The organism is Streptomyces sp. bgisy159, assembly GCF_965341775.1.
In the GTDB taxonomy this organism is placed as follows: domain Bacteria; phylum Actinomycetota; class Actinomycetes; order Streptomycetales; family Streptomycetaceae; genus Streptomyces.
Genome location: NZ_CBDQZH010000040.1, coordinates 1 through 23,008, shown reverse-complemented (window position 1 = coordinate 23,008; position 23,008 = coordinate 1). Strand labels below are relative to the sequence as shown.

The 23,008-nt window shown below is 74.6% G+C and carries 16 protein-coding genes; 11 read left to right on the top strand and 5 right to left on the bottom strand.

Annotated features, from left to right (window positions below):
• Window positions 1-129: 129 nt before the first annotated feature.
• From ACSLTV_RS28600 to ACSLTV_RS28590, 3 genes are all read left to right on the top strand, one after another.
• The gene (locus ACSLTV_RS28600) at window positions 130-1,590 is read left to right on the top strand and encodes a hypothetical protein (RefSeq protein ID WP_435613133.1); all 1,461 of its coding nucleotides are present in this window, start codon (window positions 130-132) and stop codon (window positions 1,588-1,590) included.
• An 8-nt stretch (window positions 1,591-1,598) separates the two neighbouring features.
• Window positions 1,599-2,639 (top strand): glutamate ABC transporter substrate-binding protein, encoded by a 1,041-nt coding sequence (locus ACSLTV_RS28595; RefSeq protein ID WP_432133061.1) that lies wholly within the window; start codon window positions 1,599-1,601, stop codon window positions 2,637-2,639.
• An 84-nt stretch (window positions 2,640-2,723) separates the two neighbouring features.
• The gene (locus tag ACSLTV_RS28590) at window positions 2,724-4,046 is read left to right on the top strand and encodes a hypothetical protein (RefSeq protein ID WP_432133062.1); all 1,323 of its coding nucleotides are present in this window, start codon (window positions 2,724-2,726) and stop codon (window positions 4,044-4,046) included.
• 8 nt (window positions 4,047-4,054) lie between these two features.
• Here ACSLTV_RS28590 and ACSLTV_RS28585 read toward each other — a convergent pair whose 3' ends face one another.
• Complete coding sequence (locus ACSLTV_RS28585; protein ID WP_435613132.1) at window positions 4,055-4,423, bottom strand: hypothetical protein; 369 nt, start codon at window positions 4,421-4,423, stop codon at window positions 4,055-4,057.
• Between the two features lie 10 nt (window positions 4,424-4,433).
• On the opposite strand from ACSLTV_RS28585, the gene ACSLTV_RS28580 reads away from it, so the two are divergent.
• The 4 genes from ACSLTV_RS28580 (at window position 4,434) to ACSLTV_RS28565 (ending at window position 10,938) form a co-directional block, all read left to right on the top strand.
• Window positions 4,434-6,533: a tetratricopeptide repeat protein gene (locus ACSLTV_RS28580; protein WP_435613131.1), complete on the top strand. Its 2,100-nt coding sequence runs from the start codon at window positions 4,434-4,436 to the stop codon at window positions 6,531-6,533.
• Window positions 6,534-6,536: 3 nt separating this feature from the next.
• Window positions 6,537-7,784, top strand: a complete 1,248-nt coding sequence (locus tag ACSLTV_RS28575; RefSeq protein ID WP_432157891.1) for a PP2C family serine/threonine-protein phosphatase — start codon at window positions 6,537-6,539, stop codon at window positions 7,782-7,784.
• A 102-nt stretch (window positions 7,785-7,886) separates the two neighbouring features.
• On the top strand, window positions 7,887-9,233 hold the full coding sequence (locus tag ACSLTV_RS28570; protein WP_432133065.1) for a VWA domain-containing protein: 1,347 nt from the start codon (window positions 7,887-7,889) through the stop codon (window positions 9,231-9,233).
• Window positions 9,234-9,291: 58 nt separating this feature from the next.
• Window positions 9,292-10,938 (top strand): FHA domain-containing protein, encoded by a 1,647-nt coding sequence (locus tag ACSLTV_RS28565; protein ID WP_435613130.1) that lies wholly within the window; start codon window positions 9,292-9,294, stop codon window positions 10,936-10,938.
• 75 nt (window positions 10,939-11,013) lie between these two features.
• Here ACSLTV_RS28565 and ACSLTV_RS28560 read toward each other — a convergent pair whose 3' ends face one another.
• A complete protein-coding gene (locus ACSLTV_RS28560) occupies window positions 11,014-11,997 on the bottom strand; it encodes a methyltransferase domain-containing protein (protein ID WP_432133067.1) in 984 nt (327 codons plus the stop codon).
• A gap of 106 nt (window positions 11,998-12,103) precedes the next feature.
• Between ACSLTV_RS28560 and ACSLTV_RS28555 the strand changes: the two genes are divergently transcribed.
• The 4 genes from ACSLTV_RS28555 (at window position 12,104) to ACSLTV_RS28540 (ending at window position 19,868) form a co-directional block, all read left to right on the top strand.
• The gene (locus tag ACSLTV_RS28555) at window positions 12,104-12,517 is read left to right on the top strand and encodes a globin (protein WP_432133362.1); all 414 of its coding nucleotides are present in this window, start codon (window positions 12,104-12,106) and stop codon (window positions 12,515-12,517) included.
• 268 nt (window positions 12,518-12,785) lie between these two features.
• Window positions 12,786-16,025 (top strand): FtsX-like permease family protein, encoded by a 3,240-nt coding sequence (locus ACSLTV_RS28550; protein ID WP_435613146.1) that lies wholly within the window; start codon window positions 12,786-12,788, stop codon window positions 16,023-16,025.
• A gap of 1 nt (window position 16,026) precedes the next feature.
• Entirely contained in the window at window positions 16,027-18,765 is a 2,739-nt protein-coding gene (locus tag ACSLTV_RS28545) for an ABC transporter permease (protein WP_435613129.1), read from the top strand.
• Window positions 18,766-18,917: 152 nt separating this feature from the next.
• The gene (locus ACSLTV_RS28540; protein WP_435613128.1) at window positions 18,918-19,868 is read left to right on the top strand and encodes an ABC transporter ATP-binding protein; all 951 of its coding nucleotides are present in this window, start codon (window positions 18,918-18,920) and stop codon (window positions 19,866-19,868) included.
• 179 nt (window positions 19,869-20,047) lie between these two features.
• On the opposite strand, the gene ACSLTV_RS28535 is transcribed toward ACSLTV_RS28540, so the two are convergent.
• Genes ACSLTV_RS28535 through ettA form a run of 3 tightly spaced genes read right to left on the bottom strand, consistent with a single transcriptional unit; the run spans window position 20,048 to window position 22,806 of the window.
• Window positions 20,048-20,722, bottom strand: coding sequence for a hypothetical protein (locus ACSLTV_RS28535; protein WP_432133070.1), 675 nt, complete (start codon window positions 20,720-20,722; stop codon window positions 20,048-20,050).
• A complete protein-coding gene (locus ACSLTV_RS28530) occupies window positions 20,719-21,135 on the bottom strand; it encodes an acyl-CoA thioesterase (protein ID WP_432133071.1) in 417 nt (138 codons plus the stop codon). Before ACSLTV_RS28530 ends, ACSLTV_RS28535 begins: the two co-directional genes overlap by 4 nt.
• Before the next feature lie 6 nt (window positions 21,136-21,141).
• Window positions 21,142-22,806 (bottom strand): energy-dependent translational throttle protein EttA, encoded by a 1,665-nt coding sequence (gene ettA / locus ACSLTV_RS28525; protein WP_432133072.1) that lies wholly within the window; start codon window positions 22,804-22,806, stop codon window positions 21,142-21,144.
• Between the last annotated feature and the right edge of the window lie 202 nt (window positions 22,807-23,008).

Below are 23,008 nucleotides of genomic sequence, written 5' to 3'. Positions count from 1 at the left end.
GGACGTGTACCCCGGTGGTCACGCTCGGCCACGCTGCGATCCGATCAAGATCCAGTGAAGGCCGGTGCGGATGTCGGTCCCGGCAGGGATACTTGCGGCGAGGGATGACCATGGGGGAGGTCGTACGTGATGAACCCGCCGAACGGCAGCGCGGCGCCACCGGGTTCCGGCGCGTCCACGGTGCCGGCGGTACCACCGCAGCCCGGGCCCCCGCCCCGCCCCGCCGCACCGCGTCCCCCGCGTCCGACGGGACCGGCCGCGCAGGCCGCCCCGCCCCGCCGTACCGCGTTCGCCGAGGGTGTGGACCGGCTACGGGCGTCCGCCACCACCGAGCCGGGCCGGCTGCGGGCCATCGGCGCGGTCCTCGCCCTGCTCGTCGTCGCGTTCGGCGCGGTCACCGCCTGGCAGACGGCGGAGCGGGCGGCCGCGGCCGACGCCGTACTGCACCGCAGCCAGCCGCTGAGCTCCGCCGCCGCCGACATCTACCGCTCCCTCGCGGACGCCAACACCGCCGCGTCCAGCGGCTTCCTGGCGGGCGGCCAGGAGACCGCCGCGACCCGGGAACGCTACGAGCGGGACATCGACACGGCCGCCGCCAAGCTCGTCACCGCCGCGAACAACGCCGAGCCGGGCTCCGCCTCGACGGAGGCCGTCACCAAGCTGAACACCCTGCTGCCGGAGTACAAGGGCCTGGTCGAGCGGGCCCGCACCTACAACCGGCAGGGATTCCCGGTCGGCGGCGCGTACCTGCGCTACGCCAACCAGAAGATGCAGCAGGAGATGCTCCCGGCGGCCGAGGACCTGTACAAGCGGGAGAACCAGCGGCTGCGCGACGACTACGGGGACGCCACGCCGTACCCGTGGGCGGCGATCGCGCTCGGTGCGCTCGCGCTCGCCGCGCTCGCCTGGGCGCAGCACCGCACGTACCGCCGTACCAACCGGGTCCTCAACCACGGCCTGGTGGCCGCGACGGCGGCGGTCACGGCGGTGCTGCTGTGGCTGGTCGTCGGCCACACCCTCGCCCGCGCGGGCCTGAACGACTCCTACGACCACGGCGTGCGATCGCTGAACGCCCTGCACGACGCGCGCATCGCGTCCCTGAAGGCGCGCGGCAACGAGAACCTGACGCTGGTGGCGCGCGGCGCGGAGACGGTGAAGCGGGGCGGCGAGACGGTCGACCGCTACGACAGCGACTTCGCCGAGGAGATGGGTCTGCTCGGCAGGGACCTGGCCAGGGCCGCGCGGATCGCCGACGACGGCGCGGGCCGGGAACCGGTCGCCTCGGCCGAGGGCAACATGGCGGAGTGGAAGAAGCGGCACACCGCCGCCCGCGCGCAGGACGACAACGGCAACTACCGGCAGGCGCTGGCGATGGTGATCGGCGCCGAGGGCGCCACCGGCGAGTGCTTCGACAGCGTCGACGCCAACCTGGCCAAGGCGCTCGACCACGAGCAGGACGAGTTCCGGCGGGCGGCCGGCGACGGCTCGGACGCCTTCGACGGGCTGCCGGTGGGCGCCGCCGTCCTCGCCGTCCTGGGCGCGGCGGGCGCCCTGTCGGGCATCGGCCGCAGGCTGTCGGAGTACCGGTGAGAGGGGGCATGGTGACCAAGCGCGCGCGACGGATGCGGGCGGCCCTCAAGGGCTGGGGCGGAGTGGGAGCGATGGCGGCGGTGTGCGCGCTCGCGGCGGCGCTGGTGCTGCTGCCGGCCGTGCGCTCGGCCGGACCCGGGGCCAAAGCGGCCGGCGTCGGCGGTCCCGGCCTGGCCGCGGGCACCCCGGCGAAGGACACCACGTGCACGGCCCCCGAGGAGCAGACCCTCGCCCCGTCGGGCGTGGACGGGCCGTCCATCGAGGCCATCAAGAGCCGGCCGGGCGAGAGGCGCAAGCTGGTCGTCGGCGTCGACCAGAACAGCTACCGCTGGGGCTACCGCGACACCAACAACGCGGACGCCGGGCTGGAGGGCTTCGACATCGACCTGGTGCACCGGATCGCCCAGGACATCCTCGGCGACCCGGACGCGGTGCAGTTCAAGGCGATACCGACCAACCAGCGGGTCCCGGCGATCCAGGAGGGTCGGGTCGACATGGTGGTGCGGACCATGACGATCACGTGTGGCCGGCTGGAGGAAGTCGCCTTCTCCGCGCCCTACTTCAAGACGGGGCAGCAAGTGCTCGCCGCCAAGTCCTCGCCGATCACCGGCTACGACGGCTCGCTGGCCGGCAAGAGGATCTGCACGGCGGCCGGTTCGACGGCTTACGCCAAGCTGGAGGGCGATCTGAAGGCGGGGCGGCTGCCGTCCGACACGGACATCTCCCTGACGGTGCCCAACCAGTTGGACTGCCTGGTCCGCCTCCAGCTCGGCGAGGCCGACGCGGTGGTCACCGACGGCGCCCTCGCCGCCAGCCAGGCCGCGCAGGACCCGAGGGTGGAGCTGAAGGGGGCGCCGTTCACGACCGAGTACTACGGCGTGGCGATGAAGAAGGACGCCGACGATCTGGTACGCCGGGTCAACCAGACCCTCGTGCGGTACCGCGCGAACGGCTGGCAGACCTCGTACGACACCTGGTTGTCGGCGACACTGGGGAAGGACGCGAGCGGGTCGCAACCGCCGGCCCCCCGGTACCTGCGCACCAGCTGACGGCGGACACGGCACGGCGGGCGGGCACGACGGGGCGGGGCAGCAGCGGACGAACGGCAGCACACGGCGAGCGAGAGGTGATCGATGAGCGTCACGGGGCCTCCTGGGCCGGTGATGGACCGGGACGAGGTGGACCGTGCGCTGGCGCGGCTCGGCCAGGAGCACGAGGCCATCGAGACCTCGCTGCTGGCCCTCCAGGACCACGCGGGCCGCAGGCTCCTGGAAGGGGCCGAGCTGACCGGTGTCACCCAGGAGCGCTGGCGGGCCGCGGAGGCGGCGATATCACTGCTGTGGACCTACTTCGACGCCTACACGGACGCCTTGCGCACCGCCCGGGACATCCGCTCCCGGCGCCGCTGGTCCAGCCGTGAGGATCTGGCGGAGCTGACCGAACTGCTGCGCGGAGACGCCGTGACGGTGGCGGGCGGGACCACCCCCGGCCATACCTCCGTCCCGGACGGCGCCGGCCTGCTCAGCCGGCGCTTCACCCTGGCCGCGCTGGTCGACCGGATGAACGAGCTGTACGCGTCGTCGCTGGACATGGTCGTCGCCGCCGACGCGGTCTGGTCGGCGCTGCCCGCGCGGATAGACCTCCTCGCCGCCGAGCTGCAGCGCACCCGCCGGCTCGCGCACTCCGTGGGCGTGCGGCCCGGCGAGCACCCGGCCGGCGACGACCTGGAGCGCATCACCCGCACCCTGACCGGCCTGCGCGAGCAGGTGGTCCGCGACCCGCTGGCGTTCTGGCAGCCCACGCAGGGCAGTTCGGCACCGGGCGGCGGCCGGCCGGACACCACGGTGTACGACCGGGAGGCACGCGCCCTGGAGGACGTGCGCCGGGAGATCGACGCCGTGCTCACCGTCCGCCAGGACGCCGAGCAGCGGCTGGTGCGGCTGCGGGACGTGCTCAGCCGAGCGGACCGCACCCTCGCCGAGGCGCGCACCGCGCGCGGGGAGGTGCTGGCGAAGATCGCCGCGACGGAGGTGCCGGTGGTCAGCGGCCCGCCGACCGCGCTGCAGGAGCAGCTGGCGACGGCCGCCGAGTACCGCCGGCGGGCCCAGTGGCACCGCCTGTCACCGCTGCTGGAGTCGCTGGAGGAGAAGGCGGAGGACGAACTGCTGCGCGCCCGTGAGTCGTTGACCGCGGTGACCGCCCCGCTGGCGGTCCGCGCGGAGCTGCGCGGCCGGCTCGACGCCTACAAGGCGAAGGTCGCCCGGCACGGCCTCGCCGAGGACGCGCTGCTGGTCGAACGGTACGACGCGGCCCGCCGGATGCTGTGGAGCGCGCCCTGCGACCTGCGCGTGGCCGAACAGGCCGTGCTGCGCTACCAGCAGGCCGCCGCCGAACTGCTCGGCGGGCCGCGGGTCCCGGAACAGGGCGGGCAGCAGGACCGCACGGGGGGAAGGTAGGCCATGAGTCAGGCAGGACAGTCGTGCCAGCGGCCCGGCTGCGACGGGTCGTACGAGGACATGGGCGGCGGCGAGCTGTACTGCGGGACCTGCGGGCTCGCCCCCGTCGTCGCGGCCGCGGGAGGCATGGTCGCATCGAAGCCGACCGGGATCACCTCGGGCGGCAAGGACTCGGCGGGCGGCGGCGGTTCGGGCTCCGGGCGGTCCGCCCGCTCCTCGCGCACGTCGTCGCAGTCCTCGCGGTCGCGGCGCTCGGTGTCGGGTCGCCTGTCGCGGTCGCTGTCGGGCCGGTCCACGGGCCGCTCGGTGTCCGTGCGCAGCTCCGGCTCCACCGCCGGGTCGTCCGGGCGGGCTCGGCTCGGCGTCGGTCTGGTCACCGTGCCGCAGGTGCCGCGCCCCGACCCGCGCGCGATGGTGCTGCAGAACCCGGAGGTGCCCGAGCGCAAGCGGTTCTGCTCGCGCTCCGACTGCGGTGCGCCGGTGGGCCGTTCGCGCGGCGACCGGCCGGGCCGCACCGAGGGGTTCTGCACCAAGTGCGGCCACCCCTATTCCTTCGTGCCCAAGCTCGCGGCCGGTGACATCGTGCACGGCCAGTACGAGGTGGTGGGCTGCCTGGCGCACGGCGGCCTGGGCTGGGTCTACCTCGCCGTGGACCGGGCCGTGTCCGACCGGTGGGTCGTCCTCAAGGGCCTGCTGGACACCGGCGACCAGGACGCGATGGCCGCCGCGATATCCGAGCGGCGCTTCCTCGCCGAGATCGAGCACGCCAACATCGTGCGGATCTACAACTTCGTCGAGCACCTCGACCAGCGCACCGGCTCGCTGGACGGGTACATCGTCATGGAGTACGTCGGCGGCAAGTCGCTCAAGGAGATCGCCAACGCCCGCCGCACGCCGGACGGCCGGCGCGACCCGCTGCCGGTGGAGCAGGCGTGCGCGTACGGCATCGAGGCGCTGGAGGCCCTGGGGCACCTGCACAGCCGCAACCTCCTCTACTGCGACTTCAAGGTCGACAACGCCATCCAGACCGAGGACCAGCTCAAGCTGATCGACATGGGTGCGGTGCGGCGGCTGGACGACGACGAGTCCGCGATCTACGGCACGGTGGGCTACCAGGCCCCCGAAGTCGCCGACGTCGGCCCGTCGGTCGCCTCCGACCTGTACACGGTCGGCCGTACCCTCGCGGTCCTCACCTTCGACTTCCAGGGCTACACCACCGCCTACGCGGACTCGCTGCCCGACCCCGACACCATCGAGGTGTTCCGCGCCTACGAGTCCTTCTACCGGCTGCTGGTGCGCGCCACCGACCCCGACCCGGCGCGCCGGTTCGCCTCCGCGCAGGAGATGGCCGAGCAGCTGACGGGGGTGCTGCGGGAGGTGGTGTCCCTGCAGACGGGACGCGCCCGGCCCGCGCTGTCGCCGCTGTTCGGTCCGGAGACCCGGGTCACGGACACCGAGCTGGTGCCGCTGCTGGACGGCGACGTGTCGCGGCTGGGTGCCCGCCGGGCGCGCGGGAGTGCCGGGCGGCCCGGTGGTGGTGCCGCCGTCGGCCCCGGCCTGGTCAAGCCGGTGGACGCGCCGGCCGCCGCTCTCGCCCTGCCGGTGCCGCACGTCGACCCGGCGGACCCCGACGCCGGTTTCCTCGCGGGGCTGCTGGCCTCCGCGCCCGGCGAGCTGGTGACCGCGCTGGCCGCCGCGCCGACGCCGTCCGTCGAGACCCGGCTGCGGCTGGTGCGGGCGCGGCTGGAGCAGGGTGACGTACCGGCCGCGCTGACGGAACTGGACGAGCTGGAGGACGAACGGCCCGACGACTGGCGGGTGGTGTGGTATAGGGGCGTCGCCGCGCTGGTGACCGCCGACCACGAGGGAGCCGCCCTCGCCTTCGACGCGATCTACGACGCCTTCCCCGGCGAACCGGCTCCCAAGCTGGCCCTCGGGCTGTGCGCGGAGCTGCTCGGCCAGCTCGACAACGCCGCCGAGTACTACCGCCTGGTCTGGTCGACCGACCCCAGCTACGTCAGCGCCGCCTTCGGCCTGGCCCGGGTCCAACTCGCCGCCGGGGACCGGCGAGGCGCCGTACGGACCCTGGAGTCGGTACCGGAGTCGTCCATCCACTGCACGGCCGCCCGGGTGGCCGCCGTGCGGGCCCGGCTGCGGCAGCGGACCGCCGCCGCCGGCGACGTACCCTTTGTGGAGGACCTCACCGCCGCGGCGGCCCAGGTGGAGGCGCTGGACGCGTTCGGCCTCGACCCGGCCCGGCGCGAGCGGCTGGCCGCCGAAGTCCTCGGCAGCGCGCTGGACTGGATACTCTCCGGGGGCCAGGGCACCGGCCGGCAGCCGCTGCTCGGCAGCGACCTGGACGAACGGGGGCTCCGCTTCGGCCTGGAGCGCTCGTACCGCACGCTCGCCCGGCTGGCGACCGGCGGTGAGGAGAGGATCGAACTGGTGGAACGTGCCAACCGTTACCGCCCCCGGACGTGGGTGTAGTTGATGTCGCAGATGCCCCGGCAGGCCGCCCTGTCGACGTGTCCGAGCTGCGCGGAGCCGCTCGAATCGGGTGACCGGTTCTGCGGCGCGTGCGGATACGACCTGTCCGCCGTGCCGCCGCCCCCGGACGACCATCCGACGCTCGCCATGCGGGACCCGGTGCCGTTCCGCACGGACGACCCGGACCCCGGTCCGCGGCCGGGCGGGCCGCCGCCGGCCGCCGACGCCGTTTCCGTGACGGTCCCCGCTCCTCCGGCGGGCGTACGGTTCCACCGGCCGCCGGAGCCGGAGGAGTACCCGTTGCAGGCGCCGGACCCGCGGGTGGCCGCCGACGCGGCCAAGGTGTGCGTGGCGTGCCGCGCGGGCCGGGTCGACGGCGACGGCTACTGCGAGAACTGCGGGCACGCCCAGCCGCGCGAACGCGACCACGTGGAGCAGGAGTCGGGCCCGGTCGCTGCGGTCAGCGACCGCGGTCTGCGCCACCACCGCAACGAGGACGCCTTCGCCCTGGGCACCGCCGCGCTGCCCGACGGCTCGCCCGCCTGTGTGGCCGTCGTCTGCGACGGCGTGTCCTCCGCGACCCGCCCCGACGACGCCTCGCTGGCCGCCGCGCGCGCCGCGAGCGAGTCGCTGCTGGCCGCGCTGCCCCTGGGCACCCACCCGCAGCAGGCCATGCACGACGCGATCTTCGCCGCCTCCCGGGCGGTCAACGCGCTCGCCGAGGAACCGGCCACCGCCCGTGAGCACGCCCCGCACCAGAACGCCCCCGCCTGCACCCTGGTCGGCAGCATCGTCGCCGCCGGCCTGCTGGTGGTCGGCTGGGTCGGTGACAGCCGCGTCTACTGGGTCCCCGCGGACCGCTCGGCGCCCGCCGCCCGGCTCACCGAGGACGACTCCTGGGCCGCGCAGATGGTCGCGGCCGGCCTGATGAACGAGGCAGAGGCGTACGCCGACGAGCGCGCCCACGCGATCACCGGCTGGCTCGGCGCCGACGCCTACGAACTGGAGCCGCACACCGCCTCGTTCAAGCCCGACCGGCCCGGTGTCGTGGTGGTCTGCACCGACGGCCTGTGGAACTACGCCGAGTCCGCCGAGGAGATGGCCGGCGCGCTCCCCCTGGACGCCGCCGTGCGCCCCCTGCACGCCGCCCGCGTACTGGTCGGGCACGCCCTGGACGGCGGGGGCCACGACAACGTAACAGTGGCCGTCGTACCGTTCCCGGCGCCGCCCCAGGGGGCAGGATCGGCCTGAGGCGACAGACACGGGGACACCTCCCCGGACCGGAGGGGACCGGTCCGGGCTGACTCATCACTCCGCCGCCGGCGGGGTCCGCGAGGGGGATGCTGATCTGGCATGGCCAATTTCTCGAAGCCGAACATGCCGCGGTTCTCGGTGGACGTCTACCAGAACGAGTACCTGCCCGAGGGCGGCCGCGAGGTCAACGCGATCGTCACCGTGACCGCCACCGGCGGCGGCACGACCGGCGGCGCGGTCGCCGCCCCGCACCTCTACGCACCCGGTCAGGATCCCGACGCCGCCGTGGCGATCATGGTGGACTGCTCGGGGTCGATGGACTATCCGCCGACCAAGATGCGCGGCGCCCGGGACGCCACGGCCGCCGCCGTCGACACCCTGCGCGACGGGGTGCGCTTCGCGGTGATCGCCGGTACCCACGTCGCCAAGGAGGTCTACCCCGGCGGCGGGGGGCTCGCGGTCGCCGATCCCACCACCCGCGCGCAGGCCAAACAGGCACTGCGCCGGCTGAGCGCGGGCGGCGGCACCGCGATCGGGACCTGGCTGCGGCTCGCCGACCGGCTGCTGTCCTCGGCCGACGTCTCCATCCGGCACGGCATCCTGCTCACCGACGGCCGCAACGAGCACGAGTCGCCGCAGGAGCTGCGGGCCGCACTGGACGCCTGCGCCGGGCGGTTCACCTGCGACGCCCGGGGCGTGGGCACCGACTGGGAAGTGAAAGAAGTCACAGGGATCGCCTCCGCCCTGCTCGGCACCGCCGACATCGTCGCCGACCCGGCGGGTCTGACCGCCGACTTCACGCGGATGATGGAGACGGCGATGGGCAAGGAGGTCGCCGACGTGGCGCTGCGGCTGTGGACGCCGGTCGGCACCACCATCCGGTTCGTCAAGCAAGTCGCCCCCACGGTCGAGGAGCTGACCGACCGTCGCGCCGAGGCGGGGCCGCGGGCCGGGGACTACCCCACCGGTTCCTGGGGGGACGAGTCCCGCGACTACCACCTGTGTGTGGAGGTTCCGGCCGCCGCGATCGGCCAGGAGATGCTGGCCGCACGGGTCTCCCTGGTGGTTCCGCAACCCGACGGGGGCGTACAGAACTTGGGCGCGCAGGGCCTCGTACGGGCCGTGTGGACCGACGACATGGTCGCCTCGACGTCGATCAACCCCCAGGTCGCGCACTACACCGGGCAGGCGGAACTGGCGCAAGCCATCCAACAGGGCCTCGATCTCCGCAAAGCGGGCGATATGGACGGAGCGACGGCCAAACTCGGGCGAGCGGTTCAGCTGGCAAGCGCTTGCGGAAACGCGGATACTGCGAAACTGCTTGCGAAGGTGGTGGACGTCGTCGACGTCACGACGGGTACTGTGCGGTTGAAGGCGAAGGTCGCGGAGGCGGACGAGATGACTCTCGAAACCCGGTCCACCAAGACCGTTCGCGTCAAGAAGTGACCGTTGCTGACGTTGAGGACTCCCTAGCAGGACCCTGAGGAAAGGGGGAAGCGCCGACATGCCGACCTGCCCGAACGGACACCAGTCGGGTTCCGACGACTGGTGCGAGGTCTGCGGTCACCGCATGGCCGGTGCCGTGCCCCCGCCCCCGCCCCCGCCGCCCCCGACCGGTGGCGGTTACGGCTTCCCGCCGCCGCAGGGCACCCAGCCCGGCGGCCGGCCGCCGCACCTGTCCGCGGTGCCCGAACCAGAACCCGAGCTCTGCCCGCAGTGCCGCACGCCCCGCGAGGGCGGTGCGCCCTTCTGCGAGGAGTGCCGGTGGAACTTCCTCACCAACACGGCGACCTCGTACACGCCGGCCGCGCCGCGGCCCACGGGCTCCGCGCCGGGCGGCCCCGGCGGTGACCCTTCGGGGGGTCCCGGCCGCCCGGGCGGCCCCGCTGGTCCCGGCGGTCCCGGTGGTCCCGGCGGGCGCTTCACCCCGCCGCCCTCCTTCGGCGGCGGTGACGCCTTCGACTACCAGGGCTCCCGGCCGTCCCAGGTGAACCGGCCGGCCGAGCCCATCCCGACCGGCCCGCCGTTCGGCGGGGAGCCCGGCAGGCCGGGCGGTCACGGCGGCGGCCCTTCGGGCGGCCCGGGTGCGCCCGGCGGCTCCGGTGGTCCGGGTGCGCCCGGCGGCCCGTTCGGCGGTCAAGGCGCTCCAGGTGGCCAGGGGGCTCCAGGTGGCCAGGGCGGTCCCGGTGCGCCCGGCGGCTCCGGTGGTCCGGGCGGGCCCGGCGGTCCCGGTCCGGGCATGCCGTTCGGACGGGAGACTTCCGGCTCCGGCGGCCACGCCGGTCCCGGTGGAGCCCAGCCCGGTGGCTACGGCTATCCGCAGCCCGGCGGCCCGCAGGCCCAGTCCGGTGGCTACGGCTACCCGCAGCCCGGCGCCACCCAGGCCCCGCCCACCCCCGGCGGTCAGGGCGCTCCGGGCGGCCCCGGCCGCCCCAACGGTCCCGGCGCCCCCCAGGCGTTCCATCAGCCCGGCAATCCCGGTGGTCCCGGGGGCCCCGGCGCGTCGCCGTTCCAGCAGCCGCAGCGGCCCGCCGGCCCCGGTGGACCGCCCTTCGGCGGCGGTGAGGACGACTGGGTGCTCTCCCCGCCGTCCGGCCCCGCCCCCGGCGGACCGGGCGCAACCGGCGCTCACGGCGGTCACGGCGGCGGTCATGGCGGTCAGCAGTCCGGCGGCTACGGCTACCCCCAGCCGGGCGGCGCCACCCAGGCCCCGCCCCCGCCCGGCCCTGCGTTCCCGCAGCAGCCGACCACCTGGACGGCCACCATCGGCCCGGACCGCGACTACTTCATGGCGATGATGCAGCGCTCCGGCCCCGAGGCAGCGGGCCTGAACCTGCCCGCCTACTCGCCCGAGCAGCAGCGCACCCTCACCGGCAACCAGATCACCATCGGGCGCCGCCGGCACTCCACCGGCGAGACCCCGGACATCGACCTGTCGGTGCCGCCGGAGGACCCGGGTGTCTCGCACCAGCACGCGGTGCTGGTCCAGCAGCCCGACGGCGGCTGGGCGGTCGTCGACCAGAACTCGACGAACGGTACGACGGTGAACGGCTCCGACGAGCCGATCCGCCCGTTCGTACCGGTACCGCTGCAGGACGGCGACCGGGTGCACGTCGGCGCCTGGACGACGATCACCGTCCGCCGCGGCTGAGCTGCGCCGCCGCAGCGGCGCCGCGTCGGCCGTGGCGGCGCACACGGCCGGAAGGACCGAAAGAGTCAGGAAGGGTCAGGAAGGGTCCGGCAGGGGCCACGCGTAGGGCCCCGCCGGATCGTCCAGCCATGCCCAGGCCCGGCCCTCCGCCACCGTGATGCCGTACCGCTCCCGGCCCGGCATCCCCTCGCGCCGCCACAGCGCGAACGCCTCCTGGGGTGCGAGGACGCCCCGGGTCAGCGCCACCAGGAACCGGAACAGTTCGTTCTCCCGGGCCCGGTGCGGCACCCCGCCCAGGGCGACGGGCTCCGGGCCGGGCCGGCCGCGCAGCGGTACGAAGTAGGCCGGGGACCGCAGGAAGGACCCTTCGGCGTGGTCCGCGTCCCGGACGGTCAGCGTGAGCAGTCCGGTGGCCAGCGGCGTCAGCACCCGCGCACCCGGCCGGCACTGGGCGAGCCAGGCGCCCGGCACGGTGTCGAGGGCGCAGGTCGCGATGATCCGGTCGTAGGGGGCCCGCTCGGGCACGCCCCGCGCCCCGTCGCCCGTGACCACGGCGGGGTGGTGGCCGGCGGTGGCCAGATGGCGGCGCGCGGACTCGGTGATCTCCGGGTCGAGGTCGACGGTGGTGACCCGGTCGTCGCCGAGGCGGTACGACAGCAGCGCCGCGTTGTAGCCGGTGCCGGCCCCGACCTCCAGCACCCGGTCGCCGTCCTCGACGCGCAGCTCGGCGAGCATCAGGGCCATGAGGGAGGGCTGGCTGCTGGAGGACACCAGTTCGCCGTCGCGCAGCCGGGTGGCCAGCGGGGTGTCGGCGTAGGCGCCGCGCAGCCAGCGTTCGCGGGCCGCCGGGTCGGGGCTCTCGCCCCAGCGCCGTTCGTACCCGCCGGTCGTGGCGACGTAGTAGTACGGCACGAAGAGGTGGCGCGGCACCACCGCGAACGCCTCCCTCCAGCGCGGATCGGCGGCCAACGCCCCGCTGGCCTCGATCTCGCGCACCAGCCCGGCCCGCGCCGAGACCGCGAGGTCCGCCAGGTCCTGATCGCGTGCGTCCGCACCCATGTCTCCACTGTGCGGCCCCACCGCGCGGGAGGCGAGCACCCCCGCCGGGGCGGGGCGGACCGGAGGGGACCTACGCCCCGAGTCCTCGGTCGCCGCGTCTGAGACCATGGGGTGCGTGAAAGAGATTCGGCGCGGCACGCTTCAGGAGCAGACCTTCTACGAGCAGGTCGGCGGGGAGGAGACCTTCCGCCGGCTGGTCCACCGTTTCTACCAGGGGGTGGCCGAGGACCCCCTTCTGCGGCCGATGTACCCGGAGGAGGACCTGGGCCCGGCCGAGGAGCGGCTGACGCTGTTCCTCGTGCAGTACTGGGGCGGCCCCACGACCTACAGCGACCACCGCGGCCACCCGCGGCTGCGCATGCGGCACGCACCCTTCGTGGTGGACCGCGCGGCGCACGACGCCTGGCTGCGGCACATGCGGGTGGCGGTCGACGAACTCGGGCTGTCCGAGGAGCACGAGACGACGCTGTGGAACTACCTGACGTACGCGGCCGCGTCGATGGTGAACGCCCCCGACTGACCCCTCCCGCGGCACGGTCTCGTCCCACGGCACCGTCCCGTCCCACGGCAGCGTCTGGTGGCGCGCCACGGACCCTTCCCGCCGTCCAGAATCCCGAATTCCGGTCACCGCACGCCGATTTCCGGTCACAATCCGGTCAAGGCTGATCCACAATCGCTTACCGCGGACGCGACCGGTCTGACAGCATCACCGAAGATCTGGTCAGCGAAGGCTTGGGGGAAGCCGGGTGGCGTCGTACGCGGGTTTCGCTCGACTGGTCGTACGGCGGATGCGGCCGCACCGGCCGCTGCTGGCCGCCGCGCTGCTCACCGTCCTGCTGACGACGGCCGTGCTGGCCGCGCTCACCGCCTACTCGGGCGCGATCGGCGACGCCGCGCTGCGCCACTCCCTGGCCCGGCCGCGCAACGCCGCCGACACCGCGCTGGTCGTCACCGCCGAGGTGCCCGCCGACCGGCGCGCGGCGGCCGACACCGCGGTCCGCGAGGGGGCGCGCAAGGCGTTCGACGGGCTGTCGGTGACGGTGCGCACCCTGGTGCGGTCCGGCCCGTACGGGCTGCCGCGCTCCCTGCAGCCGCCGGAGAAACGGTCCGGCGACCCGGATCTGACCCACTTCGCGGCGCTCGACCGGAGCCAGCTGCGGCTCGCCTCGGGCCACTGGCCGAGGGCCGCCGACGACACCGGCGCGATCGAGGCCGCCCTGCCGCAGCCCGCCGCCCGCGTCCTCGGGGTGGAGCCGGGCACCCGGATCCACCTGGCCGACCGGCTGGGCGGCCCCCCGGTCGACGTCGTCGTCACCGGGCTGTACCGCCCGCTCGACCCGGCCGCCCCGTACTGGCGGCTGGACGCGCTGGACGGCCGCGGGGTGAAGAAGTCCAGCTTCACCACCTACGGCCCACTGCTGGCCGACCCGTCCGTCGTGACCGGCGGCCGGGTGAGCGCCGGTCCCTCCGGGTGGCTCGCCTCCGCCGACTTCGCCTCGCTGACCACCGGCCGTCTCGACGCCCTCGGCGACTCGGCGCGCTCCGCCCGCGCGGCCCTGCGCGCGGACCCCGCGCTGAACGGCGGCACCGCCACCACCGCCCTGCCCGATGTCGTCGACCGCGTCCAGCGCTCCCTGCTGGTCTCCCGCTCCACCCTGCTGGTCGTCGCCCTGCAGCTCGCGCTGCTCGCCGTGTGCGCGCTGCTGCTGGTGGCCCGGCTGCTGAGTACCGAACGCCTCGGCGAGACCCGGCTGCTGCGCTCCCGGGGCGCCTCCGGAGGACAGCTCGCCGCCCTGGCCGCCCTGGAGGCAGTGCTGCTGGCGGTCCCGGCGCTGGTCCTCGCCCCGCTGCTGGCGGCACCGGCGACCCGGCTGCTGTCCGCCTGGGGCGCACCCGCCCGGATCGGACTGCACCTGGACGTACCCGTCGGCGGGCGCACCGGGGTGTGGCTGGTGACCGCCGGTGTCGCCCTCACGTGCGCCCTCGCGGTGAGCGTGCCGGCCCTGACCGGCTCCGGCCTGCGCGAACGGCGGGCCCGCGCCCTGCCCATGCCGCTGCGGGCCGGCGCCGACCTGGGGCTGGTCGCCGTGGCGGGCGTCTCCTACTGGCAGCTGGACCGGCGTACCTCCGGCGCGGTGGCCCCGGACCGCGGCGGCGCCCTGGGCATCGACCCGCTGCTGGTGGCGGCGCCCGCGCTGCTGCTGCTCGCCGGAACCGTGCTGACGCTGCGGCTGCTGCCGCCGGTGGCCAGGCTCGCCGAACGCCGGGCGACCAGCGGGCGCGGCCTGACGTCGGCGCTGGCGGGCTGGCAGGTCAGCCGTCGCCCGATGCGGGGCGCGGGCCCGGTCCTGCTGCTGGTCCTCGCCGTCGCGCTCGGCATGCTGGCGATCGGCCAGGTGTCCTCCTGGGGCCGCTCGCAGGAGGACCAGGCCGACTTCGCGGCGGGCGCCCCGCTGCGCGTCCTCGGCGCGGGCGACGGCGAGCTGGGCCGCACCCAGGAGTACGGTGCCGTGCCGCACGTCGCCGCCGTCGCGCCGGCCGTGCGCAGCACCCTTCCGGTGGCCGGCGACCGCACGGCGACCGTGCTGGCCCTGGACACCGAGCGCGCGGCGGACACCGTGCTCATGCGCCCCGACCTGGCGCCCGCCCCGGCGCGGGAGCTGGTGGCCGGGCTGGCGCCGAAGGGTACGGCGGTGGGTGCCGCCGTACCGGCCGACAGCACCCGGCTGGTGCTGACGGCGACGCTGCGCAGCTCGGTCGCCGGGTCGGAGTCCGCGCCCACCGTCGCGCTGACCGTGCAGGACGACCACGGCACCCCCTACCGGCTGCCCGTCGGCCGGCTCCCCGCCGACGGCCGCCCGCACCGGCTGACCCTGGAACTGGGCGGCGGACAGGGCGAGCTGACCCTCACCGGGGCGGAACTGGTGCTGCTCGTGCCGTCCGGCCGCGCCGAGCACCACACCCTCACCCTGGACGCCCTGAGCGCGGCCGGGACCGACGGCACGGCACACCCGGTGCCCCTGCCCACCTCGTGGACGGCGAGTTCCGCCACCGACGGCCAGGTCTCCTCGCGGCCCTCCCCCGACGCCCCCACCCGGCCCGCCGAACCGCGCGTCACCACGGGCCCGCCGCTCACCCTCGAGTACGGCACCGGGTACGTGCCCGCCGAGGAACCCTGGCTCACCCCCGGCCTCACCGTCCGGCTGCACGTTCCCCAGCCGCCCGCCGGCGCCGTGACCGCCCTGGCCACCGACCGCTTCCTGACCGCCACCGGCGCCCGTCCCGGCCAGAGCCTCGACATCACCTTCGAGGGCCAGACCGTTCCCGTACGGATCGGGCACGCGGTACGCGAACTGCCGACGGCCGGGCCCGCCGAGGAGGCGAGCGGCGACGGCGGCGCCCTGCTCCTGGACCTGCGCGCCGTGAACCGGGTCCTGCAACAGTGCTACGGCGTCTTGGCCGCGCCCACCGAGTGGTGGCTGCGCCCCGGCTCACCCGGTGCGACCGCCCAGGTCGCGGCCGCGCTGCGGGCCCGCCCGGACATGGACCCGGCCCAGGTGGTGGTGCGCGACGAGATCGCCGCCGAGCTGCGCGACGACCCGTTCGGGGCCGGCCCGGAGGCCGCGTTCACGGCGGCGGCGGGCGCGGCGGCGGTGCTGGCCGCGCTGGGCTTCGCGGTGAGCGCCGCCGGATCGCTGCGCGAGCGGGACGCCGAGTTCGCGGTGTTGCGGGCGCTGGGCGCGCCCCGCCGGCGGCTGGCCCGCACGGTCGCCGCCGAACACGGCGTGCTGGTGGCGCTGGCACTGGCCGTGGGCACCGCCCTGGGCACCGTGCTGACCCGGTCCGTGCTGCCGCTGATCGTCCTGACCGGCCAGGCCACCCGCCCGGTGCCGGATCTGCTGGTGGAGCTGCCGCCGACGCGGGTGGCCGCGCTGCTGGCCGCGGTGGCCGTCGTGCCCGTCCTGGTCACGGCGGTGCTGTCGGTACGGCGGGCGGATCCGGTGCAGGTGCTGAGGGAGGCCGACTGACATGCCGAACCCGATCAGGCGCCCCCCGCGGGTCGCCGCCCCGTGGCTGCGCACCCGGCTGCGCGCGGCCCCCGGCGCCGCCCTCGCCCTCGCCGTCCTCGTCGCGGTGACCGCCTGCCTCGCCGCCGCGTTCCCGCGCGCCCTCGGCCGGTACGAGGACGCCGCGCTCCGGCACACCGTGGACAAGGCGCCGCGCAACTGGAGCTCCGTCCAGCTGTCCGCGCCCGAACCGTACGCGACACTCCCCCAGGCCGAGCGGGAGAGGCTGCTGAACGCGGAGGTCCTGGCCCAGCAGTACGCCAGGGTCCGCGCCCTTCCGCGCGCGCCGCTCACCACCGACCCCGGGCAGTCGACGTACGGGGTGCGGACCAAGGTCGACCTGGAGACCGCCGATCCCTGGCTGCCCCGGCCGAGCGAACTGCCCGCCCGGATGTCGCTGGTGGCCCAGGCGGGGCTGGCCGAGCACGCCCGGCTGCGCGGGGGCCGGCTGCCGCACCTGTCCGGCCCGGTCACCGCCCGGACGGCCGAGGTCGAGGGCGCGGTCACCGCCGCGACCGCCCGGACCCTGCACATCGAGGTGGGTTCGGTCATCCATGTGCCGGCGCTGGACCGGGGCTGGTTCGCCGTCCGGATCACCGGCATCGTCGAACCGCTGGACCGGGACGACGCCTACTGGTCGTACGACCCGCTGCTCCACGAGCCCCTTCTGGTGAAGCTGCCGCCGGGCGGCCCCGACTCCCCCAGCTACTGGCTCGGCGCGCTGCTGCTGCCGCCCGAGGCCGGGCCCGCGCTCCTCGGCACGACCGGGAACCCGTACCCGTTCTGGCGGCTGACGCCCCGGCAGGACGCGCTGCACCACCAGGACCTGGACCGGCTGCGGTCCGCCGTCGGGTCCCTGGTGTCCGGACCCGATCTGCGCACGATCCGCGGCTTCACCAGCCCGTACACCGACGCGAACACCAAGCTCGACCGGGTCCTCGGCTCGTACGACCGCCTGCAGTCCGCGATCTCACCGCTGATCGCGGTCGCCGTGTTCGGCACCGGCACGGTGGTCGTGGTGGTGCTGATGATGGCGGGCGGTCTCGCCGCCGACCGCCGCCGCACCGAGCTGGCCCTGCTGCGGGCGCGCGGCGCCTCACTGAGCGGCCTCACCGTCCGGCTGCTGGCCGAGACCGCGGTGGTCGCCGTGCCGGCCGGCGCCCTGGGCCTGGCGGCGGCGCTGCTGGTCCTGCCGGACGCGCGCGCCCTGCCCGCCGCCCTGGCCGCTCTCGCCGTGACCGTCCTGGCCTGCGTCGCGCTCCCGCTGCGCGCGGCCGCCGCGCACCGCGTGGTCCGCCTGCACGCGGCCCGTCAGGACGTGACGTCCGTACGGCCGTCGCGGCGCCGCACCGTCGCGGAGCTGACCCTGGTGGTGATCGCGGCCGGCGCGGTGGAGGCGCTGCGCCGGCAGGGCACGTCCGGTGACCAACTGGTGTCCGCCGCGCCGGTCCTCGTCGGCGTGATCGCCGCGCTCGTGCTGGTGCGTCTCTACCCGCTGCCGCTGCGCGGCCTGGCCCGCCCGGCCGGCCGGCTGCGCGGCTTCGTCGCCCATCTGTCGCTGGCCCGCGCCGGCCGCACCTCCGCCTCGGCGGTGCTGCCGCTGCTCGCCCTGCTCACCGCGCTCACGACCGCCGCGTTCGGCGGTTCGGTGCTGGCGGGCGTGGACCAGGCGCGGGACCGGGCGGCGCTGCTGGAGGTCGGCGCGGACGCCCGGATCGAGTCGATCACGTATCCGCTCGCGACCGGGCTGGCCGACCGGGTCGGGAACGTCTCCGGGGTGCGGAACGTGACCGCGGTGAGCGTCGACTACCAGGGCAGGCCCGGCAACGGACGGCACTCCGTACCCGTGGTGGGCGTCGACCCGGCCCGCTACGCGGACCTCGCGCGGGAAACCAAGCTCGGTGCCTTCCCCGCCGGTGAGCTGGCCGGGGGCGGCCGGGGCGAGGCGCTGCCCGCGCTGGCCTCGCAGGCGGTGGCCGAACGCTACGGCAGGGCGCCCTTCGAGGTCGCTCTGGCGGACGGCAGCACCGTCACCGTCCGCATCACCCTGGTACGGGCCGTCACCCCCGCCGTGCCCAGCGAGAACTTCCTGGTCGTGGACCGCGCCGGGCTCGCCACCGAGGCCGCCCGGCCGACCGCGCTGCTGGTCAGCGGGGAGCACGCGGACGGCGACGCGCTGCGCCGGGCGGCCGGGAGCGCCGTGTTCGTCCGGGTCCGCGCCGCGGAACGGGCCCGCTACGCCGACTCGCCCCTGCAGTCCGGCACGGAACGCCTGTACGCGGCGGCCGTCGCGGCGGGCGCGGGCTACGCCGTGCTCGCCCTGATGCTGGCCCTGCTGCGCACCGCCCCCGAACGCGGGGCGCTTCTGGCCCGGCTGCGCACCATGGGCCTGACCCGGGCGCAGGGCCGCCGCCTGCTCGTCCTGGAGTCGCTGCCGCAGGCCGCGCTGGCCGCGCTGGGCGGCGTGCTCACCGGGTGGGCCGCGATCCGGCTGCTCTCCCCCGGCCTGGACCTCACCGTGATCGCCCTGCCGGCGTCGTCCTCGACGCCGAGCCGCGCGGAACTCCACACCGACCCGTTGTCCCTGACCGTCCCGGCCCTGGCCGTGATCGCGGTGACGGTGGGCGTGGCGGCCGTCCAGGCATGGTGGTCGGGGCGGCGGGGGACGGTACGGGAACTGAGGGTGGGGGACGGCAGGTGAACGGGCGGGACGAGGTGGCCTCTCGGGGGGACCGGGACCCTCGGGGGCACCGAGACCGCCGTGGAGACCGAGACCGCCGTGGAGACCGAGACGACCGTGAAGCCCGAGACGACCGTGGTGGAACCGGAATGAGCCGGCCGCGAAGGAGTGCCATGACGACGACCGACCCCACTCTGGCCGAGCTCACCGACCGGGTCACCAGCGCCCGCGAACAGCCCGGCTACGGACACGACGCGCTGATCACCTGCGACCGGCTGGTCCGGGTCTTCTCCACGGACGGCGTGGAGGTGCAGGCGTTGCAGGGCCTGGACCTGCTGGTCCGCGAGGGCGAGCTGATGGCGCTGGTCGGCGCCTCCGGAAGCGGCAAGTCCACGCTGATGAACATCCTGGCCGGTCTCGACACCCCCACCGCCGGTGCGGCCCGGGTCGCCGGCCACGACCTGCTGGCCATGACCGCGAAGGACCGCCTCCGCTACCGCCGCAAGGTGGTCGGCTTCATCTGGCAGCAGACCTCCCGCAACCTCCTGCCCTATCTCACCGCCGCCCAGAACGTGGCCCTGCCACTGCAGCTGACCGGCCACCGCGCCCGAGCCCGGGACGAACGCGCGCTCGCCCTGCTGGAGTTGCTGCAGGTCGCCGACTGCCGGGATCGCCACCCTCACCAGATGTCCGGCGGGCAGCAGCAGCGCGTGGCCATCGCCGTGGCCCTCGCCAACGACCCGTCCGTGCTGCTCGCCGACGAACCCACCGGCGAACTCGACTCACACACGGCGGAACAGATCTTCGCCGCGTTCCGCACGGCCAACGAGGAACTCGGCACGACCATCGTCATCGTCACCCACGACAGGGCCGTCGCGACCGAGGTCCGCCGCACGGTCGCCATCCGCGACGGCCGCACCTCCACCGAGGTGCTGCGCCGCAGCGAGGTCGACGCGAGCACCGGCCACGAGACGGTCGTCGCCCGTGAGTACGCCATGCTCGACCGGGCCGGCCGGCTCCAACTGCCCGCCGAGTACACCCGGACGCTGGATATGCGGGACCGGGTGGCGCTCGATCTGGAGGAGGACCACATCACGGTGTGGCCGGATGACAGCGCGGGCTGAGCGGCGGGGGCGGGTCGCTCGTCCGGCGGGCGCTCGTCAGGTGGGCGCTCGTCAGGTGGGGGCTCCTCCGGTGGGGCTCCTCCAGCAGCCGCCCGTCCGGCAGGCGCTCGTTCGGTGGGGCTCCTCCGGCAGGCGCCCGTCCGGTGGGCTCCTCCAGCAGGCGCTCGTCCCGCGGTTCGTCAGCGGACGCTGAGGCCGAACGTCCCCAGCCCCGACCGCCGTACGGCGACGGAGCCGTAGGGCGTGCGCAGCCGCAGCCACGCGCCGGAGGCGACCAGCCGCGCCGGTGCCGCGGCGCCCGCGCGCAGGAAGCCGAGCGACTGGGCCGCGTGCACGGCGCGCACCGGCAGCCCGGTGTCGGCGATCGTCCGGGACCATATCTCCCGCCCGATCAGGTCGAGTCGGGAGCGGGTGCGCTCCTCGGGCGCCAGTTCCTCCGTACGGCCGCGGAACTCCGCGACGGCCGTCGAGACGAGCCGGCGCAGCTCCTCCGCGCCCGGCAGCCCGGCGACCGGCTGCCAGCCGCCGCGCGGCGGCAGCACACCCGCCCAGGGCGGGCCGGTGACCGCCGCCGGCACCGCGGCCGTGGCACCCGCCTCGTCGACGGACTCCAGCAGCTCACCGGCGGAGACGGTCACGTCGAGGGTGTCGTCCAGCCCGTGCTCGTAGGGCTTGGCCAGCCGTACCGCGCGTACCGCCAGCACCTCGAAGGAGGGGGGCCGCCCGAAGACGGCCAGCGCGGTGCCGACCGCCTGAAGGCGGACCGCGGCGCCCCGGTCGTAGTGGAGCAGCCGGGAGAGGAAGGCGGCGAGATCCGCCGCCTCCCCCTCGTCGGCCAGGTGGAGCACGGTCATGCGGCGACGGCCTCCTCGTCGCCGACATCGTCCGTGTACTCCCGGAGGAACTCGCGTTCCTCCTCGGTGATCCGGCGGGGCCGCTGTGCCTCGAAGTCGAAGGGCACGATGACCGTGGAGGCCCGCACGTAGACGACCTCGCCGTCCTTCACCTCATAGGTGAGGGTGAACGACGCGGCCCGTATCTCGGTGACCCACAGCTCGATGTCGACCGGGGTGTGCCGGTGGACGAGCTGCCGCTTGTAGTCGATCTCGTGGCGGGCCACCACCGACCCCTGCTGGAAGTCCTTGTCCGGGCGGAACAGGAAGTCGATACGGGCTTCCTCCAGGTAGCGGAGGAAGACCACGTTGTTGACATGGCCGTACGCGTCCATGTCCGCCCAGCGCAGCGGGCAGCGGTAGAGGTGCCGCAAGATCGATCAGCCCCGGGTCAGCTTCTTGTACGTCGCACGGTGCGGACGGGCCGCGTCCGGGCCGAGCCGCTCGATCTTGTTCTTCTCGTACGACTCGAAGTTGCCCTCGAACCAGAACCACCTGGAATCACCCTCGTAGGCGAGGATGTGGGTGGCGACGCGGTCGAGGAACCAGCGGTCGTGGGAGACGACCACGGCGCAGCCGGGGAACTCCAGCAGCGCGTTCTCCAGGCTGGACAGGGTCTCGACGTCCAGGTCGTTGGTCGGCTCGTCGAGGAGCAGCAGGTTGCCGCCCTGCTTGAGGGTGAGCGCCAGGTTGAGGCGGTTGCGCTCACCGCCGGACAGCACACCGGCCGGCTTCTGCTGGTCGGGACCCTTGAAGCCGAACGCGGACACGTACGCCCGGGACGGCATCTCGACCTGGCCGACGTTGATGTAGTCGAGCCCGTCGGACACGACCTCCCAGAGCGTCTTCTTCGGGTCGATGTTCTCGCGGCTCTGGTCGACGTAGGAGATCTTGACGGTCTCGCCGACCTTGATGTCGCCGGAGTCCGGGGTCTCCAGACCCTGGATCATCTTGAACAGGGTGGTCTTGCCGGCGCCGTTGGGGCCGATGACGCCCACGATGCCGTTGCGCGGGAGGGTGAAGCTGAGGCCGTCGACGAGGACCTTCTCGCCGAAGGCCTTGTTGAGCTTCTCGACCTCGACGACCACGTTGCCCAGGCGGGGGCCCGGCGGGATCTGGATCTCCTCGAAGTCCAGCTTCCGCATCTTCTCGGCCTCGGCGGCCATCTCCTCGTACCGCGCGAGGCGGGCCTTGGACTTGGCCTGCCGTCCCTTGGCGTTGGAGCGGACCCACTCCAGCTCTTCCTTGAGCCGCTTCTGCCGCTTGGCGTCCTTCTGGCCCTCGACCTTGAGACGGGTCTGCTTGGTCTCCAGGTACGTGGAGTAGTTGCCCTGGTACGGGTAGGCGCGGCCGCGGTCGAGTTCGAGGATCCACTCGGCCACGTTGTCGAGGAAGTACCGATCGTGGGTGATGGCCACGACGGTGCCCTCGTACTTGGCGAGGTGCTGCTCCAGCCAGTTCACCGACTCGGCGTCGAGGTGGTTGGTGGGCTCGTCGAGCAGCAGCAGGTCGGGCTGCTCCAGCAGCAGCTTGCACAGTGCGACGCGGCGCTTCTCACCACCGGAGAGGTTGGTGACGGGCCAGTCGCCGGGCGGGCAGCCCAGGGCGTCCATGGCCTGCTCCAGCTGGGCGTCGAGGTCCCAGGCATTGGCGTGGTCCAGCTCCTCCTGCAGCTTGCCCATCTCGTCGAGCAGCGCGTCGGAGTAGTCGGTGGCCATCAGCTCGGCGATCTCGTTGAACCGGTCGAGCTTGCCCTTGACCTCGGCGACGCCCTCCTGGACGTTCTCCAGGACCGTCTTCTCCTCGTTGAGCGGCGGCTCCTGCAGCAGGATGCCGACGCTGTAGCCGGGCGACAGGAACGCGTCGCCGTTGGAGGGCTGCTCCAGCCCCGCCATGATCTTCAGAACGGTCGACTTACCGGCACCGTTCGGCCCGACGACGCCGATCTTCGCCCCGGGGAGGAAGTTCAGGGTGACGTCATCGAGGATCACCTTGTCGCCGTGCGCCTTGCGCGCCTTGCGCATGGTGTAAATGAACTCAGCCAAGAGAAACCGTCCGGCAGCTTGAAATCAGGCAGTGGGCAGATACACCCCATCTTGCCGGATCGCCACCCCTGGGGGGAAACCCGTATGGGCCTGCCCCCCTGACCTGGGCTTTCGCCACTGCCGGTCACGACTCGCCTGTCACTGTCGGTCGCCATCGGTCGGCCTCGGGCACCCTCGCACGGCCCAGAGACGGCCCAGGGTT